The following is a 15373-nucleotide window of genomic DNA, read 5'->3' as shown; positions in this document are numbered from 1 at the left end:
TCATAGCGGCAGGGAAACACCCGGTTACATTCCGAACCCGGAAGTTAAGCCTGTCAGCGCCGATGGTACTGCACCGGGGACGGTGTGGGAGAGTAGGACACCGCCGGACAATCTTTGATATGTGGTTGGGCCATCCCTTGTGGGGTGGCCCTTCCGCATTTTCGGGCACCTTTCTTTTTCGCGGGTTTGTTTCCGGGGTTGTTCCTGGGGTGTGTTCCCCGGCGGGTTGCTGGGTGTTGGTTCCCGCTGCCTGTTCCTGCGTGTGGGCGGTGGGTGTGGGTGTGGTGGGTGGTGTGGTGGCCCCGGCCGGGGTGTGGCCGGGGCTTTCGCATGTCCAGGGTGTGTTGGCCGGCCGGGGCGCGAGCGGGAGTGGGGGAGGAGCGGAGCGGGCGGGAGTGAGGACCGCAGCGAAGGCCCAGCGGAGCGGGCTTGGCGAGGACCGGAGCTTCCGGCCGGCGCAGTGACGTCCCAACTGACCGGTCCGGCACCCGTCCCAAGTCCACGTGGCGTCCCAAGTCCACGTGGCGTCCCAAGTCCACGTGGCGTCCCAAGTCCACGTGGCGTCCCAAGTCCACGCGGCGTCCCAAGTCCACGCGGCGTCCCAAGTCCACGCGGCGTCCGAGATCCACGTGATCTCTCGATTCCTCCCGTTCGCACCCCAAACCGCCCTCGACCCAACGGCATCTCGGTTAGGGTCCCGGAGGTGACCGAGCACATCATCCGGCTGCTGAACCGCCATCTGTCCGGCTACGAGGTCAGAACCGTCGAACGACTGGGCGAGGGACAGGACAACGCGGTGTACGAGGTCAATGGTGAGCTGGTCATACGACAGAGCAAGGCCGAGGCTCCCGATGAACGCCGTGAGGCGGTCGAGCGGGAAGCGGCGTTGCTCATGGTCGTGAGCGACCTGTCGCCGCTGCCGGTGCCGCGGCCGATGTTCGTGGACGAGGAGGCAGGCGTATTCGCGTATCGCAAGTTGCCCGGCCGTCCGCTGAACTTTCACCCGGTCAAAGAGCCCGCGTGTCTTGCGGCTCCGCTGGGCGACTTCCTGAGCCGGCTCCACACGGCACCGGTGGAGCGGATGGAGGCGTTCGTGCCGCGGGACATCTATCCGCTGAGCGAGCTCCGGGAGGAGGCCGAAGGGCACTACCGGGACATCGTCGCCCAGGTGCCGCCGACCGCCCGGCGGCAGATCGAGAAGTTCCTCGCCGCCGAGTCGCCCCCGGACCCGGACCAGGAGACCTTGACGTTCTGCCACAACGACCTGGGCAGCGAGCACCTGCTGGTGGACGTGGAGGCGAGCGCCCTGACGGGCGTCATCGACTGGACGGACGCGGCCATCGCCGATCCCGCGTACGACCTGGCGCTGGTCTTCCGGGACCTCGGACCCGAGGTCTACGAGCGGACGCTGGCGCACTACGAGGGCAGCCACGACGACACGGGCCACGAGCGGGCCGTCTTCTACGCCCGGTGCGCGCTGCTGGAGGACATCGCGTACGGCCTGCGCACGGGCATCAGACCGTATGCGGACGCCGGTCTGGCCCACCTCGGCCATACCTTCGCCTGAGGGCTCCTGACACCGCGCGATCGCACGGGATCGACCCGGTGACGTCGACGATCACCCCCGGGATACTGGTCGCTGATGGATGAGGTCAACGATGCGGTCAAAGTGGTCGTCGCCCATTCCGAGCGCGCGACGCTGCGCGTCGGTGACGTGTTCCTGAAGGTGGACGCCGATCGGGCGCGCATCGACGCCGAGGTCGAGGCGATGGCCCTGGTGCCGGTCCCGACCCCGGAGGTCCTGTGGTACAAGCCGCCGGTGCTCGCGCTCGCCGCGGTCCCGGGGACGGCGCTCGGCCGCCTCGGTGAGCCGTCGACCGCGTCCCCGGCGGCGTGGGCCGCGGCGGGCGCCGCCGTACGGAGGTTGCATGACGCGCCGTTGCCGCCCAGGGTCGGCCGGGCGGGCCGGGGCTCCGACGAGCTGGCGGCCGATCTCGACGTCGAGTGCGGGTGGCTCGTGACGAACGGCGTCCTGCCCGCCGACCTGGTCGCCCGCAACCGCGAGGTCGCCGAGGCCGCCTTCCGGCCGTGGACACCGGTTTTCACGCACGGCGACCTGCAGGTGGATCACGTGTTCGTCGACGGCGACGGGATCGCGGGCATCATCGACTGGTCCGAGGCGGGCCAGGGTGATGCCCTGTACGACCTGGCCACCTTGACGCTCGGACACGAGGAGCATCTCGGCGAGGTCGTCGCCGGCTACGGCACTGACGTCGACCTGGACGTGATCCGCGCGTGGTGGTCGCTGCGAAGCCTGTCGAATATTCGCTGGCTGGTCGAGCACGGCTTCGACCCGTTCGCGCCGGGCTGTGAGGTCGACGCGCTGAGATCCCGGATGTGAGCGCCGACCGGACGGCTTTCGGCATGGCCCGGCGGACCCCTTTCCCGGCAGCCACCCCTCCCCCGCGATCGTCCCTTCCCGGTGGCCGCCTGCCCCGGTGAGGTCAGCCGCTGACCAGCCGGTATCCGACTCCTCGGACGGTCTGGATCATCGTGTCGTCCACGTCGCCCAGCCGCGCGCGCAGGCGTTTGACGTGGACGGCGATGGTGTTGGTGGAGGTCCCGTCGGACGAGTGCCAGACGTGGCGCATGATCTGCTCGCGGGTGACCGTCCTGTCGGCGTTGCGCATCAGATAGTGCAGCAGCTCGAACTCGCGCAGCGGCAGGTGCACGACGCGGCCGCCGACCTTCACCTGATAGGCCGTCACGTCGAGCTCCACGTCGCCGATCGTCAGCACGGTGCGGTGGCCGTCCTGCCGGCGGAAGGCCGCCTGGACGAGCGGGAGCAGCTCGGGCACGCGGTATGGCCGGGCCACGCAGGCCGTCGCGCCCGCCTCCAGGGCCTGCAGTGCCTGCTCGGCGTCGCTCCCGAAGTCGATGCCGAGCAGGACGGGCACGGCGCGCATGAGCCGTACGGCTCGGACGAACTCGACGGGGCCGACGATGGGAAGGGAGGCGGAGACCAGCACGGCGTCGGGCCGGAGCGCACCGGCCTGCAACAGCGCCTGGGCGCCGTCCGGCACGCCGGTGACGTCGACGCCCTCGGCCTGCATCGCCGCCGAGAGCTGCCGCACCAGACCCGCGTCCGGATCGGCCACCAGGAGCATGGGCGCCGTCCGAGTGTCCCCCTCCACTGCGGGTGCCGTCACCCAGGTCCCTCCAATGCTGTCAGCCTGAAGCGGTCGTCAGCCGAAGCGGCCCGTGATGTAGTCCTCGGTCGCCTTCTCGGCCGGGTTGGTGAAGATCTTCGAGGTCTCGTCCATCTCGACGAGCTTGCCGGGCTGCCCCTGCGCGGCCAGATTGAAGAACGCGGTCTTGTCGCTGACGCGGGCGGCCTGCTGCATGTTGTGCGTCACGATCACGATCGTGTAGTCCTGCTTGAGCTGGGAGATCAGGTCCTCGATCGCCAGCGTCGAGATGGGGTCGAGCGCGGAGCACGGCTCGTCCATGAGCAGCACCTGCGGGCGTACGGCGATCGCGCGGGCGATGCACAGCCGCTGCTGCTGGCCGCCGGACAGGCCCGCGCCCGGCTTGTTCAGCCGGTCCTTGACCTCGTTCCAGAGGTTGGCGCCCTTGAGCGACTCCTCGACGATGCCCTCCAGCTCGGACCGCGAATAGCGGCCGTTGAGCCGCAGGCCCGCCGCCACGTTGTCGAAGATGGACATCGTGGGGAAGGGGTTCGGCCGCTGGAACACCATGCCGATGGTGCGGCGGACCGACACCGGGTCGACGTCCGCGCCGTACAGGTCCTGCTCCTCCAGGCGCACCTTGCCCTCGACCCGGGCGCCGGGGATGACCTCGTGCATCCGGTTGAGGGTCCGCAGGAACGTCGACTTGCCGCAGCCGGAGGGGCCGATGAAGGCCGTCACCGACCGCGGCTCGATCGTCATCGAGATGCCTTCGATCGCCTTGTGCGAGCCGTAGTACGCGTCGAGTCCCGCGACTTCGATCTGCTTGGCCATTCCTTACCTCCTCCTCGCGGGCGAACGCCACCAGGTGATGAGGCGTGCGACCAGGTTGAGCAGCATGACGATCAGGATCAGCGTGAGCGCGCCGGTCCAGGCCCGGTTGATCGCGGTGTCCGTCGGACGGCCGGCCTGATCGAAGACGTACAGCGGAAGCCCCATCTGGGGACCGTCGAACGGGTCGACGTTGATGGAGTCGGTGATGAACACGGTCAACAGCAGCGGCGCGGTCTCGCCGGCGACGCGGGCCACGGCCAGCATGACGCCGGTCACGATCCCGGTGAAGGCCGTGGGCAGCACGACCTTGACGATGGTGCGCCACTTGGGCACGCCCAGCGCGTACGACGCCTCGCGCAGCTCCCGGGGGACCAGGCGGAGCATCTCCTCGGCCGACCTGACCACGACCGGCATCATCAGGATCGACAGGGCGAGCGCGCCGGCGAAGCCGGAGAACGGCATGCCGAGCACGAGGATCCAGAAGGCCAGGACGAAGAGTCCGGAAACGACGGAAGGGACGCCGGTCATGACGTCCACGAAGAAGCTGATCGTGCGCGAGAGCCGTCCGCCTTCGCCGTACTCGACGAGGTAGACGGCGGTGAGCAGGCCGATCGGGACCGCGATGAGCGAGGCCAGCAGGACCTGTTCGAGGGTGCCGACGATGGCGTGGTAGGCGCCGCCGCCCGCGTCGCGCGCCCCGATGTTGCGCATGGAGTGGGTGAGGAACTCCAGGTCGAAGCGGCCGATGCCGTTCTTGACGACGAGCCACAGCACCGACAGCAGCGGGATGACCGCGAGCGCGAACGCCAGGTAGACGAGCACCTGGACGAGGCGGTCCTTGGCCCGCCGGGCCGCGGAGATGGGCTGGATTCCGGTCTGTACGGTTGTCACGCTGCGGCCCTCGCGTACTCCTTGCGGCGGGCGATGACGAATCGGGCGGCCATGTTCACCAGCAGGGTGATGAGGAACAGGACGAGACCCGAGGCGATCAGCGCGCCGCGACCCACTTCGGTCGCCTCGCCGAAGCCGTTGGCGATGTTGGCGGCGATGCTGTTGCCGGTCGGGCCGAGGATCTGGAACGAGATCTTGAACGTGGCGGGGAAGATGAGCGCGACCGCGATCGTCTCGCCCATCGCGCGGCCGAGGCCGAGCATGGCGGCGCTGATGACGCCGGGCCGGCCGAACGGCAGGACCGACATCCTGATCATCTCCCAGCGCGTCGCGCCGAGCGCGAGCGCCGCCTCTTCCTGCATCTTGGGGGCCTGCAGGAAGACCTCGCGGGAGATCGCGGCGATGATCGGCAGGATCATGATCGCGAGTACGAGCGACGCCGTGAGCATGCTCTTGCCGACCGCGGTGTCACCGCCGAAGAGCGGGAACCAGCCGAGGTAGTCGTTGAGGAACTTCGACGGGCCGAGCATGAACGGCACGAGGAAGGTGACGCCCCACAGGCCGTACACCACGCTGGGGACCGCCGCGAGGAGGTCCACCACGTAGCCCAGGACGGAGGCGAGCCGCCGCGGCGCGTAGTGCGAGATGAACAACGCGACGCCCACCGCCACCGGGGTGGCGATGAGCAGCGCGAGCAGCGAGCTCAGCACGGTGCCGAAGGCGAGCGCTCCGATGCCGAAGACGGGCTGGGTGGCGTTCGGCTGCCAGGTCAGCTCGGTGAGGAAGTGGGACGTGTTCGCCTGAAGGGCGGGGACGGCCTTGACGACCAGGAACACCCCGATCGCGGCCATGATCGCCAGAAGGACGATCCCGGCCCCGGTCGAGGCGAAGCGGAACGGACCGTCACCGCGGCTGCGCCGGAAGGCGGACCGGCGCATGGCCGGCCCGCTCTTCCTGGTTCTGGTTGATGTCGCCATCTGTTAGGAGATCGCCTCGACAGCGGTGCGGACCTTCGTGAGCAGGCTCGACGGCAGCGGGGCGTAGCCGAGGCCGGTCAGCGCCTGCTGGCCCTCGTCGCTGGAGGTGTAGGTGAGGAACGACTTGACCAGCGTCGCGTCCTCGGCCGACAGGCCCTTCTCGCAGGTGATCTCGTACGTCACGAGGACGATCGGGTAGGCGCCCGCGGCCTTGGTGGCGTAGTCGATCTTGAGTTTGAGGTCGTTGCCGGTGCCCGCGATCTCGGCGGCCTCGACGGTCTTGCCCGCGCTCTCCGGCGTGAGCTCGACGTACTCGCCGGCGCCGTTGGCGACCTTGGCCTTCTGCAGCTGCGAGTTCTCGGCGAAGGACAGCTCGACGTAGCTGATCGCGCCCTCGGTGCTCTTGATGCTGGACGCGATGCCGTCCGAGCCCTTGGCGCCCTGGCCCTGCGCCTCGGCTGGCCACGCCTTGGCCGGCTCGTACGGCCAGCCGGCGTCGGCGGTGGCCTTCAGGAACTTGGTGAAGTTGTCGCTGGTGCCGGACTCGTCCGAGCGGTGGAACGCCTGGATCGGGGTCGAGGGCAGCTGGGCGTCGGGGTTGTCGGCCTTGATGGCCGGGTCGTCCCACTTGGTGATCTTGCTGTTGAAGATGCCGGCGATGGTCTTCGGCGAGAGCTGGAGACCGTCCACGCCCGGCAGGTTGTAGACGACGGCCACCGGGCCGGTCACCATCGGCAGGTTGATCGCCTTGCCGGTCTTGCAGCGGGCGTCGGCCTGGGCGGGCTCGCCCTTCTCGTCGTTCAGGGCCGAGTCGGAGCCGGCGAAGGCCACCGTGCCCTGGATGAACGCCTGGACACCGGCGCCGGAGCCGCTCGGGTTGTAGTTGATGCTGACGCCGGGGTTCGACGACTGGAAGTTCTTCTTCCACTCCGCGATGGCGTTCGCCTGGGCCGAGGAACCGGCGGCGTTGATGGTGCCCTTCAGCGTGTCGTCGCCCTGCGCGGCGGCGGCGCTGGAGGTGCCCCCCGCGGTGCTCGTGTTGTCATCGGTCCCGCATGCGGCGAGCGAGAGCACGCCGACGATAGTGGCGGCGGCGAGCCGGCCTGCATACTTCACGGTCTTCCTCCCCATGTCTTCTCAACACGAGGGACGGTAGGGAGCCAAGGTGACTTAAACCCCTGGTAAAGGTGAACGGGCAGTGAACGCCCCCGGTCGCTCTTGTGCGGCCTCGGAAGAGATAACGAGCAGGTCACGGGCGTTATGGGAGAGGATGGAGTTCATGAAGCGTGTATGTCTGGTCTGCATGGGGAACATCTGCCGATCGCCGATGGCCGAGGTCGTGCTGCGCCGTACGCTGGCCGAACGCGGGCTCGACGCGGAGGTGGACAGCGCCGGCACCGGCGGCTGGCACGCCGGGGAGCCCATGGACGAGCGGGCTCTGGCCACGCTGGCCGACCACGGCTATGACGGCTCGTCCCACCGGGCCCGCCAGTTCGACCGGGCGTGGTTCGCCGAGCGTGACCTGATCCTCGTGATGGACCACGACAACCTGCGTGCCCTGCGGCGGATCGCCCCGCCGGATGCCGACATCCGGCTGCTGCGGTCGTTCGACCCGGCCGCCCCCGAGGGCGCCGAGGTGCCCGACCCCTACTACGGCGGACGCGAGGGCTTCGTCGAGGTGCTGCGGATGGTCGAGGCCGCCTGCGAGGGGGTGGCGAAGCACCTTGAGGATCACTAGGGATCTCGGCGGCGGCCACGCCTGGACGCTGCACGAGGGCGTGCTCGACGACGGCCGCAGGGTGTTCGTCAAAAGAAGCCCGGACGCGTCCGCCGTTCTCGGCAGCGAGGCGGCGGGGCTGCACTGGCTGGCCGAGCCGGGAGCGGTCGTCGTCCCCGAGGTGATCGCCGCGGACGGCGGCACGCTGGTGCTGGAGTGGATCGACACCGCTCCCGCGACGGCCGTGGCCGCCGAACGATTCGGGCGTGAGCTGGCCGCCCTGCACGCCGCCGGGGCGGACGGCTTCGGCGCCCCCTGGCCCGGCTACATCGCCGAGCTGCCGATGGGCAACGAGCCCGCGCCCGACTGGCCGTCGTTCTACGTCTCGCGCCGCGTGCTCCCGTTCGTACGGCTCGCGCGCGACCGGGGCGCGCTGTCGGCCGCGGACGTGGAGCTGGTCGAGGAGGCGTGCGAGCGAGTGGCGGAGATCGCCGGGCCGGCCGAGCCGCCGAGCCGGATCCACGGCGACCTGTGGAGCGGAAACCTGCTGTGGTCGGCGGACGGGGTCGTGCTGGTCGACCCGGCCGCCCATGGTGGCCACCGGGAGACCGACCTCGCGATGCTGGCGTTGTTCGGGGCGCCGCACCTCAACACGATCCTCGCCGCCTATCGCGAGGCGGCGCCGCTATCGGACGGGTGGCGTGAGCGGGTGCCCCTGCATCAGCTCCACCCGCTCGCCGTCCACGTCTGCCTGTTCGGAGAGGCGTACCGCGGCAGCCTCCTCACCGCCGCGGGTGACGTCCTCGCGCTGTGACAGCCATAGGGGATTTTTTCAGCCGAAGGCGGGATTTATCCATGCGGACCGGAAAAAGTTGGAGCCGGAGACGCCGCTGCTCTTGACGACCGTCATCTTGAGGCGGATTCGCGGCACTCCCGAGACCCGGGCGGTGATGCTCGCCGCGTTCGTATACGTCGCCACCTGTTGGGCGAGCAGGTTGTCGGAAAGGTCGACGACGGAGAACCGTACCCTCGCGGACGTGTTGGGCGACGCCCGGTCGATTCCTGCTTTCGCGGTGAACGTGGTCGCGTTCTGCGGCACCACGTAATCGATATATCCGGTCACGGCGCCTGATTTTTCGACGCGGCACGTTATGGCGTTGAACTGCTCGTCCGAGCCCGCGAGGGCGACCGAGCGGTCGAGCCAGTCGTTGGTGAACCCTCCGGGCGGGCCGCAGCCCTCGACGTCGACGGCGTCCGGCCGGGCCAGGGACGTCGCGGCGTTCGCTCCTGTGGCGACGTCCGTGGCGTTCACCTGCGAGGAAGGGGGCGGCGGGCTGACAGTGACCGTGGCGGTGACCGTCGCCGTGGCCGTGTGGGTCACCGCGATCCTGTCGCCGACGACGTCCCGCACTGTGTCGGGGGAGGTGATGACGGCGACCGCCACCGCCGACCCGGCGGTGATGAGCGTGCCGGCGAAGGTCAGGATGCCGCTGATCCACGCTATTTTCCGGGCGTTCGTCCGCTCCTTGTCGCCCTGGTCGTCCTGCGCTTTTCTGGGCTTGGCTGGTGCGCTCATCGTCGGTGTTCCGGCTCTATCCATTCGTGGGCTGGGAAAGGCCGCTTACGCGTCCGGTATTTCGACGCCATCCACGAGAAGCCGGTTGGCCGTACGGGTGTCACAAGAGGAACACGAATTCGCGCCGAGCCGGCCGGAATTCACCACCGTTTACATTGAAATATCCTGTTATAAAGGCATTTTTTTGGGCAGTCCCGCCGGAACTGACATGGCGACGGCGGAACTGCCCAAAGAGGTGCGAAAGGATCCGGCAGGCCGGGAAACGGCTCAGCGGGGGGACAGGCGCTTGAGGACCTCGCCGTGGAGCAGGCCGTTGGTGCAGACGAGGTTGCCGCCGTCGAGGGGCGGGGAGCCGTCGAGCGAGGTGCAGGAGCCGCCGGCCTCCTCGACGATGATCGTGAGAGCGGCCATGTCCCAGGGGGACAGCTCGGGCTCGGCGGAGATGTCCACCGAGCCCTCGGCGACCATCATGTGCGACCAGAAGTCGCCGTAGCCACGTGTGCGCCAGCACTCCCTCGTGAGGTCGAGGAACGGGTCGAGCCGCCCGGCCTTCTCCCATTCCTCCAGGTCGGAGAAGGAGAAGGAGGCGTCGTCGAGGCGGCCGACCGAGGACACCTCGCAGCGGGTGGCCTTGCTCAGGCTCCGTCCGGTCCACGCGCCGCTCTCCTTGGCGGCCCACCAGCGGCGGCCGAGCGCCGGGGCCGAGACCACGCCCACGACGACCTTGCCATGCTCCATCAGCGCGATCAGCGTGGCCCACACGGGCACTCCGCGTACGTAGTTCTTCGTGCCGTCGATCGGATCGATGATCCAGGAGCGCATGCCATATCCGGTCATCCCGAACTCCTCGCCCACGACGGCGTCGCGGGGCCTGGCACGGCGCAGCGTGCCGCGGATCGCCTCTTCCACGGCCCGGTCGGCGTCGCTGACCGGGGTGAGGTCGGGCTTGGTGTCGACCTTGAGGTCCACGGCCTTGAAACGGCGCATCGTGATGTCGTCGGCGGCGTCCGCCAGCAGATGCGCGAGGTGCAGGTCGTCGCGGTACTCCGTCACAGGGCCAACGTATCGTGCCGCGACCTGCTGACATCAGAGGAAGAATCACTCCGAACCGTACCAACGAGTAACATCCCGGCCATGGACATCGGCGCCTTCATGCTCGACAGCGTTCCGTTCGCGCGGCTGCTCGGCATCACGTTCGACTCGATCGGCTCCGGCACGGCGGTCGCCCGCCTGGCCGACCGGGGAGACCTGCACAACCACGTGGGCGGCCCGCACGCAGGCGCCCTGTTCACGCTGGCCGAGTCCGCCTCGGGCGCGGCCATGCTGTCGGTCTTCGGCGACCAGCTCTCCCGGGCCGTGCCGCTGGCGACCGAGGCGAGGATCGGCTATCGCAAGCTCGCGATGGGCGAGGTCACCGCCGCCGCCACCCTCCGGGCCGAGCGGGAGGCGGTCGTCGCCCGGCTGGACGCGGGGGAGCGGCCCGAGTTCGAGGTGGCCGTCGAGATCCGCAACGCCGACGACGTCGTCGTGGCGGAGACGACCGTCTCCTGGACCCTGCGCCCCAACCGCACGGCCTGATCCCTCACTCGGCCAGCAGGTCGTCCGGCGCGGACCGGGCGATCCCGGCGAGCGTGCCCAGGGCGCGTGCCAGCGTCTCGGCCGGGGGCGAGGCCAGGCCGAGCCGTACGGCGTTGGGGGTGCGGTTGTCGCCGACGGCGAAGGCCGCCGCCGGTGTGACGGCGATGCCGTGCCGGGCGGCGGCGGCCACGAACGTGTCGGCCCGCCACGGCGGCGGAAGCTCCCACCAGCAGAAGTAGGACCGCGGATCCCCCCGGACGGCGAACTCGCCCAGGTGGCGCATCGCGATCTCCTGGCGGGCCTCGGCGTCCCGCCGTTTGCCCCGGCTCAGCGATTCCAGGATGCCGTCACCGGCGAGCCGCACCGCCGCCTCCAGCGCGAACCGCGGCGGCGCGGAGCCTCCCGAATGCAGCGCCGCGGTCATGGCGGGCATGACGGTCTCGGGCACGACGGCGAATCCGATGGTCAGCCCGGGCGCGAGTCGTTTGGAGAGGCTGTCGACGAGGATCGTGCGCTCGGGCGCGACTGCGGCCAGCGGGAGCGGCTCGTCCCGGAGGAACGACCAGATGCCGTCCTCGATCGCGGGCACGTCCAGCCGCGCGAGCACGCCCGCGAGCTCGGCGCGGCGCCCGACCGGCATGGTGAACGACAAGGGGTTGTGCAGCGTGGGCTGGAGGTAGACCGCGCGGAGCGGGGCCTTGCGGGCGGCGGCCTCCACCGCCTCGGGCACCAGGCCCGCCTCGTCGACCGGCAGGGGCGCGAGGGTGACCCCGAGCCGGGCGGCGATCGTCTTCACGACCGGGTAGGTGAGCTCCTCGACGCCCAGCCGCGCACCCGGCGGGACCAGCGCGGCGATGACGGCCGCGATCGCCTGGCGGCCGTTGCCGGCGAAGAGCACCCGCGCCGGGTCGGGTCGCCAGCCGGCCCGGGCGAGCAGGCCGGCGACGGCCTCGCGGGCGTGGGGAGTGCCCGCCGCGCCCACCGGCCGCATGGACTCCTCCAGCACGTCGGGGCGCAGGAGTGGCCTGATGCCGTCAGCGAGCAGGCGGGCCTGCTCGGGGATGACGGAATGGTTGAGTTCGAGGTCGATCCTGGTGCCGCTCGGCTCGGCCAGGGCGGTGCCGGGCCGCCGGGCGGAGGCGCGTACGAAGGTGCCGCGGCCGACCTCGCCGACCGTGAGGCCGCGGCGGGTGAGCTCCGCGTAGACGCGTGCCGCCGTGGAGCCGGCGATGCCGCGCCGCCGGGCGTAGTCCCGCTGCGGAGGCAGCCGGTCTCCCGGCCTGAGCCGTCCGGCCGCGATGTCCGCGGCGATCTCGTCGGCCAGCGCACGATAGTCCTCCACCACCGCGTAGTCCTCCACCACCGCCCCCTCTCCTTGCCACGGGATCCAAACACAATATTGCTCCGAGAGCAATATTGAATATTGCACTGACTATTCGGCATGAATTAGCCTGATGAGGCCGTCCGGACCGGCACGAAGAGGAGCTGAGAGGACCTGAAAGGAAAGGGCGGCGTCGTGGTCGAATCGCACGCGGTGCTGGGCGTCGTGTCCGTGGCGCTCGGAATGGTGCTTTCTCCGGGCCCGAACATGATGTATCTCGTGTCGCGGAGCATCAGCCAGGGGCGCCGCGCCGGGGTGATTTCACTGAGCGGAGTGGTCGCGGGATTCCTCGTCTATCTGACGGCGACGAATCTCGGCCTGGCCGCGCTGTTCGTCGCGGCCCCGCAGCTTCTCACGGCGATACGGCTGGCCGGAGCGGCCTACCTGATGTGGCTGGCGTGGAAGACGATCAGGCCCGGCGGCGCCTCGGTGTTCACCGTGCGCGACGTGCCGCACGACCCGCCGCCGCGGCTTTTCGCCATGGGACTGATGACGAACCTGCTCAATCCGAAGATCGCCATTCTGTACATCTCCGTGATTCCGCAGTTCGTCGATATCCGGGCGGGGAACGTGCTGGCTCAGGGCGTCGTTCTCGGCCTTTTCCAGATCGCGGTGGCCGCGACGGTGAACCTTTCGATCGTGCTGGCCGCCGGAAGCGTCGCGGGATTCCTGGGGCACCGGCCTGCGTGGCTGCGCGCCCAGCGGATCGCCATGGGCAGCATGCTCGGAGCACTCGCCGTGATGCTCGCCTTCAGCGCTTAGTCGTCGCTAGTCGTCGTCGGCGGAGCCCTCGCGGCTGGCGAGCAGCCGCCGCAGAGACTCCAGGCGTGCGGGATCCGCGTGCCCCTCCGCGACGTAGCGGTCGAGAGCGCAGTCGTCGTCGCCGAGGTGGGTGCAGCCCTTGGGGCATTCGGTCGTGGCGTCCACCAGGTCGGGGAAGGCGGCGAGCACGGTCTCCACCGAGATGTGGGCGAGCCCGAAGCTGCGCACCCCGGGGGTGTCGATGATCCAGCCGCCTCCCGGCAGCTCCAGGGCGACCGCCGAGGTGGAGGTGTGCCTGCCGCGGCCGGTCACGGCGTTCACGTGGGACACGGCCCGGCGGGCGTGCGGCACCAGCTCGTTGACCAGGGTCGACTTGCCGACCCCGGAGTGGCCGACCAGCACGCTGATCCGGTCGGCGAGCGCCTCGGCCAGGTCGTCGACCGGGCCGCCCTTGCGCACGACCACGTACGGCACGCCGAGGGGCTCGTACATCGCGACGAGGTCGTCGGCGGGGGCCAGATCGGCCTTGGTGAGACAGAGCAGCGGCTCGATGTCGGCGTCGTAGGCCGCGACGAGCATCCGGTCGATCATCCGGGGGCGCGGCGGGGGATCGGCGAGCGCGGTGACGATGACCAGCTGGTCGGCGTTGGCGACGATGGGGCGCTCGATGTCGTCCACGTCGTCGGCGCTGCGGCGCAGCATCGAGGTGCGCTCCTCCACGCGGACGATGCGCGCCAGCGTGTCGGGCTGCCCGGTCACGTCGCCCACCAGCGCCACGCGGTCGCCCACCACGATGCCCTTGCGGCCGAGTTCACGTGCCTTCATGGCCACGACGAGGGTGCGCTCGCCCCGCCGCTTCTTCGGCGTCGTGGCGCGGGGGACGCCCTCGCCGACCAGGCAGGTGTAACGCCCGCGGTCGACGGCCACCACGAAGCCCTCGACGGCCTCGCTGTGGGCAGGCCGGATCCGGGTCCGCGGCCGTGAGCCCTTGCCCGGCCGGACCCTGACGTCGTCCTCGTCGTATTGCCGCTTTCTCAGTGCCCGCGCCCCGATCGCCCGGCAGGCATCGGCCCGCGGTTCATTGCCGTCTCCTCGCCCGGTGCGCCGCCCAGCATCGTGGCCCACATGCGGGGGAACTCGGGCAGTGTCTTGGCCGTCGTCGCGATGTCCTCGACCTCGACGCCCGGCACGACCAGGCCGATGACCGCGCCCGCCGTGGCCATGCGGTGGTCGGCGTAGGAGTGGAAGACGCCGCCGCTCAGCGGCCGGGGGTGGATCTCCAGGCCGTCGTCGGTCTCCCGGGCGTCGCCGCCCAGCCGGTTGATCTCCGTGGCGAGGGCGGTGATCCGGTCGGTCTCGTGCCCCCGGATGTGCGCCACACCGCGGATGCGGGACGGGCCGTCGGCCAGCGCGGCGAGCGCGGCGATCGTGGGGGTGAGCTCGCTGACGTCGTGCAGGTCGGCGTCGATGCCGTGCACCCCGCCCTCGCCGGTGACCCGCAGGCCCTCCGGCACCCGCTCGACCCGTGCGCCCATCTCGGCGAGCAGCCCGCGAAGCGCGTCGCCGCCCTGCGTCGTCTCCTCCGGCCAGTCGGGCACGACGACCGAGCCGCCGGTGACCAGGGCCGCCGCGAGGAAGGGAGCGGCGTTCGACAGGTCGGGCTCGACCGTGACGTCCCTGGCCCGGATCGGGCCGGGCTGCACCCGCCACACGTCGCGCTCGGAGTCGTCCACCTCGACCCCGGCCTGACGCAGCATCTGCACGGTCATCTCGATGTGCGGCATCGACGGGACGGGCGGGCCGTCGTGCCGCACCGTCACGCCCTTCTCGAAGCGCGCGGCGGCCAGCAGCAGGCCGCTGACCATCTGCGAGGAGGACGACGCGTCGAGGGTGACCTCGCCGCCGGGGATCGGCCCGCGGATCGTGAACGGCAGCGCGTCGTTGTCCACCGACGCGCCGAGCGCGCGCAGCGCGCCCAGGATCGGGCCCATCGGCCGCTTGCGCGCGTGCTCGTCGCCGTCGAAGAAGACCGGCCCGTCGGCCAGCGCGGCGACCGGGGGCACGAACCGCATCACGGTCCCGGCCAGCCCGACGTCCACCGATGCCCCGCCGCGTACGGGATGTGGGGTCACCGACCAGTCCACGCTGTCGGCGCTCTCGTTGGACGGCGTCATCTCGGCGCCGAGCGAGCGCAGCGCGGCCGCCATCAGGTCGGCGTCGCGGCTGCGCAGCGCGAGCCGTACGGTGCCGGGGGCGTCGGCCAGCGCGGCGAGCAGCAGCGCCCGGTTTGTCACCGACTTCGAGCCGGGCAGGCGGACCGTCGCACGGACCGGCTCGGCGGCCACCGGAGCGGGCCAGAGCGGCGCGGCGGCGTTCTGGTGGACGGCGTGCGGCTCGGCGCCGCCGGACGCGGACTGCGGAGAGGCCATGCCGCAAGCTTAGTCGCGCACGCTCCTCCGCACTGTCGCG

General features: G+C 70.4%; 16 protein-coding genes and 1 rRNA gene. 7 read left to right on the top strand and 10 right to left on the bottom strand.

Features of this window, described 5'->3' with window-relative positions; all coding sequences use genetic code 11:
• The 3 genes from rrf to FLV34_RS30195 form a co-directional block, all read left to right on the top strand.
• Positions 1–109 (top strand): 5S ribosomal RNA (gene rrf, locus FLV34_RS30205); the annotation flags it as partial.
• Positions 110–703: 594 nt separating this feature from the next.
• The gene (locus tag FLV34_RS30200) at positions 704–1567 is read left to right on the top strand and encodes a phosphotransferase family protein (RefSeq protein WP_187280778.1); all 864 of its coding nucleotides are present in this window, start codon (positions 704–706) and stop codon (positions 1565–1567) included.
• Positions 1568–1642: 75 nt separating this feature from the next.
• Positions 1643–2401 carry a phosphotransferase family protein gene (locus tag FLV34_RS30195; protein WP_147944704.1) on the top strand — a complete coding sequence of 253 codons (759 nt, stop codon included), beginning with the start codon at positions 1643–1645 and terminating at the stop codon, positions 2399–2401.
• Positions 2402–2504: 103 nt separating this feature from the next.
• Here the strand turns inward: FLV34_RS30195 and FLV34_RS30190 are convergent, their stop codons facing one another.
• From FLV34_RS30190 to pstS, 5 genes are read right to left on the bottom strand one after another with little or no spacing between them, the layout of a single operon-like run.
• Entirely contained in the window at positions 2505–3209 is a 705-nt protein-coding gene (locus tag FLV34_RS30190) for a response regulator transcription factor (protein ID WP_260617496.1), read from the bottom strand.
• A gap of 36 nt (positions 3210–3245) precedes the next feature.
• The gene (pstB, locus tag FLV34_RS30185; RefSeq protein ID WP_142651231.1) at positions 3246–4022 is read right to left on the bottom strand and encodes a phosphate ABC transporter ATP-binding protein PstB; all 777 of its coding nucleotides are present in this window, start codon (positions 4020–4022) and stop codon (positions 3246–3248) included.
• Between the two features lie 3 nt (positions 4023–4025).
• A complete protein-coding gene (pstA, locus tag FLV34_RS30180; protein ID WP_142651232.1) occupies positions 4026–4913 on the bottom strand; it encodes a phosphate ABC transporter permease PstA in 888 nt (295 codons plus the stop codon).
• The gene (pstC, locus tag FLV34_RS30175; protein WP_142651233.1) at positions 4910–5890 is read right to left on the bottom strand and encodes a phosphate ABC transporter permease subunit PstC; all 981 of its coding nucleotides are present in this window, start codon (positions 5888–5890) and stop codon (positions 4910–4912) included. Before pstC ends, pstA begins: the two co-directional genes overlap by 4 nt.
• 3 nt (positions 5891–5893) lie before the next feature.
• Positions 5894–7006: a phosphate ABC transporter substrate-binding protein PstS gene (gene pstS, locus FLV34_RS30170; RefSeq protein ID WP_221890007.1), complete on the bottom strand. Its 1113-nt coding sequence runs from the start codon at positions 7004–7006 to the stop codon at positions 5894–5896.
• A gap of 163 nt (positions 7007–7169) precedes the next feature.
• Between pstS and FLV34_RS30165 the strand changes: the two genes are divergently transcribed.
• A complete protein-coding gene (locus tag FLV34_RS30165; protein ID WP_142651235.1) occupies positions 7170–7628 on the top strand; it encodes a low molecular weight protein-tyrosine-phosphatase in 459 nt (152 codons plus the stop codon).
• Positions 7615–8421, top strand: coding sequence for a fructosamine kinase family protein (locus FLV34_RS30160; protein WP_142651236.1), 807 nt, complete (start codon positions 7615–7617; stop codon positions 8419–8421). The genes FLV34_RS30165 and FLV34_RS30160 overlap by 14 nt, the downstream gene beginning before the upstream one ends.
• A gap of 18 nt (positions 8422–8439) precedes the next feature.
• Here FLV34_RS30160 and FLV34_RS30155 read toward each other — a convergent pair whose 3' ends face one another.
• Together FLV34_RS30155 and hisN are read right to left on the bottom strand one after the other, a co-directional pair.
• Positions 8440–9183: an NPCBM/NEW2 domain-containing protein gene (locus FLV34_RS30155; RefSeq protein WP_187280777.1), complete on the bottom strand. Its 744-nt coding sequence runs from the start codon at positions 9181–9183 to the stop codon at positions 8440–8442.
• Positions 9184–9450: 267 nt separating this feature from the next.
• Positions 9451–10236 carry a histidinol-phosphatase gene (gene hisN, locus FLV34_RS30150; protein WP_142651238.1) on the bottom strand — a complete coding sequence of 262 codons (786 nt, stop codon included), beginning with the start codon at positions 10234–10236 and terminating at the stop codon, positions 9451–9453.
• 81 nt (positions 10237–10317) lie between these two features.
• Between hisN and FLV34_RS30145 the strand changes: the two genes are divergently transcribed.
• Positions 10318–10761: a DUF4442 domain-containing protein gene (locus FLV34_RS30145; protein ID WP_142651239.1), complete on the top strand. Its 444-nt coding sequence runs from the start codon at positions 10318–10320 to the stop codon at positions 10759–10761.
• Between the two features lie 4 nt (positions 10762–10765).
• On the opposite strand, the gene FLV34_RS30140 is transcribed toward FLV34_RS30145, so the two are convergent.
• Positions 10766–12124: a PLP-dependent aminotransferase family protein gene (locus FLV34_RS30140; RefSeq protein WP_260617497.1), complete on the bottom strand. Its 1359-nt coding sequence runs from the start codon at positions 12122–12124 to the stop codon at positions 10766–10768.
• A 153-nt stretch (positions 12125–12277) separates the two neighbouring features.
• On the opposite strand from FLV34_RS30140, the gene FLV34_RS30135 reads away from it, so the two are divergent.
• A complete protein-coding gene (locus tag FLV34_RS30135) occupies positions 12278–12904 on the top strand; it encodes a LysE family translocator (protein WP_142651240.1) in 627 nt (208 codons plus the stop codon).
• Between the two features lie 6 nt (positions 12905–12910).
• On the opposite strand, the gene rsgA is transcribed toward FLV34_RS30135, so the two are convergent.
• Both rsgA and aroA read right to left on the bottom strand, forming a co-directional pair.
• Entirely contained in the window at positions 12911–13942 is a 1032-nt protein-coding gene (rsgA, locus tag FLV34_RS30130; protein WP_142651241.1) for a ribosome small subunit-dependent GTPase A, read from the bottom strand.
• Complete coding sequence (aroA, locus tag FLV34_RS30125; protein WP_147944702.1) at positions 13939–15333, bottom strand: 3-phosphoshikimate 1-carboxyvinyltransferase; 1395 nt, start codon at positions 15331–15333, stop codon at positions 13939–13941. Before aroA ends, rsgA begins: the two co-directional genes overlap by 4 nt.
• Positions 15334–15373 lie beyond the last annotated feature (40 nt).

The sequence above is a fragment of the Microbispora sp. CSR-4 genome, assembly GCF_008033685.1.
In the GTDB taxonomy this organism is placed as follows: domain Bacteria; phylum Actinomycetota; class Actinomycetes; order Streptosporangiales; family Streptosporangiaceae; genus Microbispora.
Note: the sequence above shows the minus strand (reverse complement) of the source record. Positions and strands in the feature narration are given on the sequence as shown.

Excerpts from the sequence above, each read along its gene's own strand:
- FLV34_RS30195 (WP_147944704.1), top strand. The coding sequence starts at position 1,643 with ATGGATGAGGTCAACGATGCGGTCAAAGTGGTCGTCGCCCATTCCGAG.
- pstB (WP_142651231.1), bottom strand. The coding sequence starts at position 4,022 with ATGGCCAAGCAGATCGAAGTCGCGGGACTCGACGCGTACTACGGCTCG.
- pstC (WP_142651233.1), bottom strand. The coding sequence starts at position 5,890 with ATGGCGACATCAACCAGAACCAGGAAGAGCGGGCCGGCCATGCGCCGG.
- FLV34_RS30165 (WP_142651235.1), top strand. The coding sequence starts at position 7,170 with ATGAAGCGTGTATGTCTGGTCTGCATGGGGAACATCTGCCGATCGCCG.
- FLV34_RS30155 (WP_187280777.1), bottom strand. The coding sequence starts at position 9,183 with ATGAGCGCACCAGCCAAGCCCAGAAAAGCGCAGGACGACCAGGGCGAC.
- FLV34_RS30145 (WP_142651239.1), top strand. The coding sequence starts at position 10,318 with ATGGACATCGGCGCCTTCATGCTCGACAGCGTTCCGTTCGCGCGGCTG.
- aroA (WP_147944702.1), bottom strand. The coding sequence starts at position 15,333 with ATGGCCTCTCCGCAGTCCGCGTCCGGCGGCGCCGAGCCGCACGCCGTC.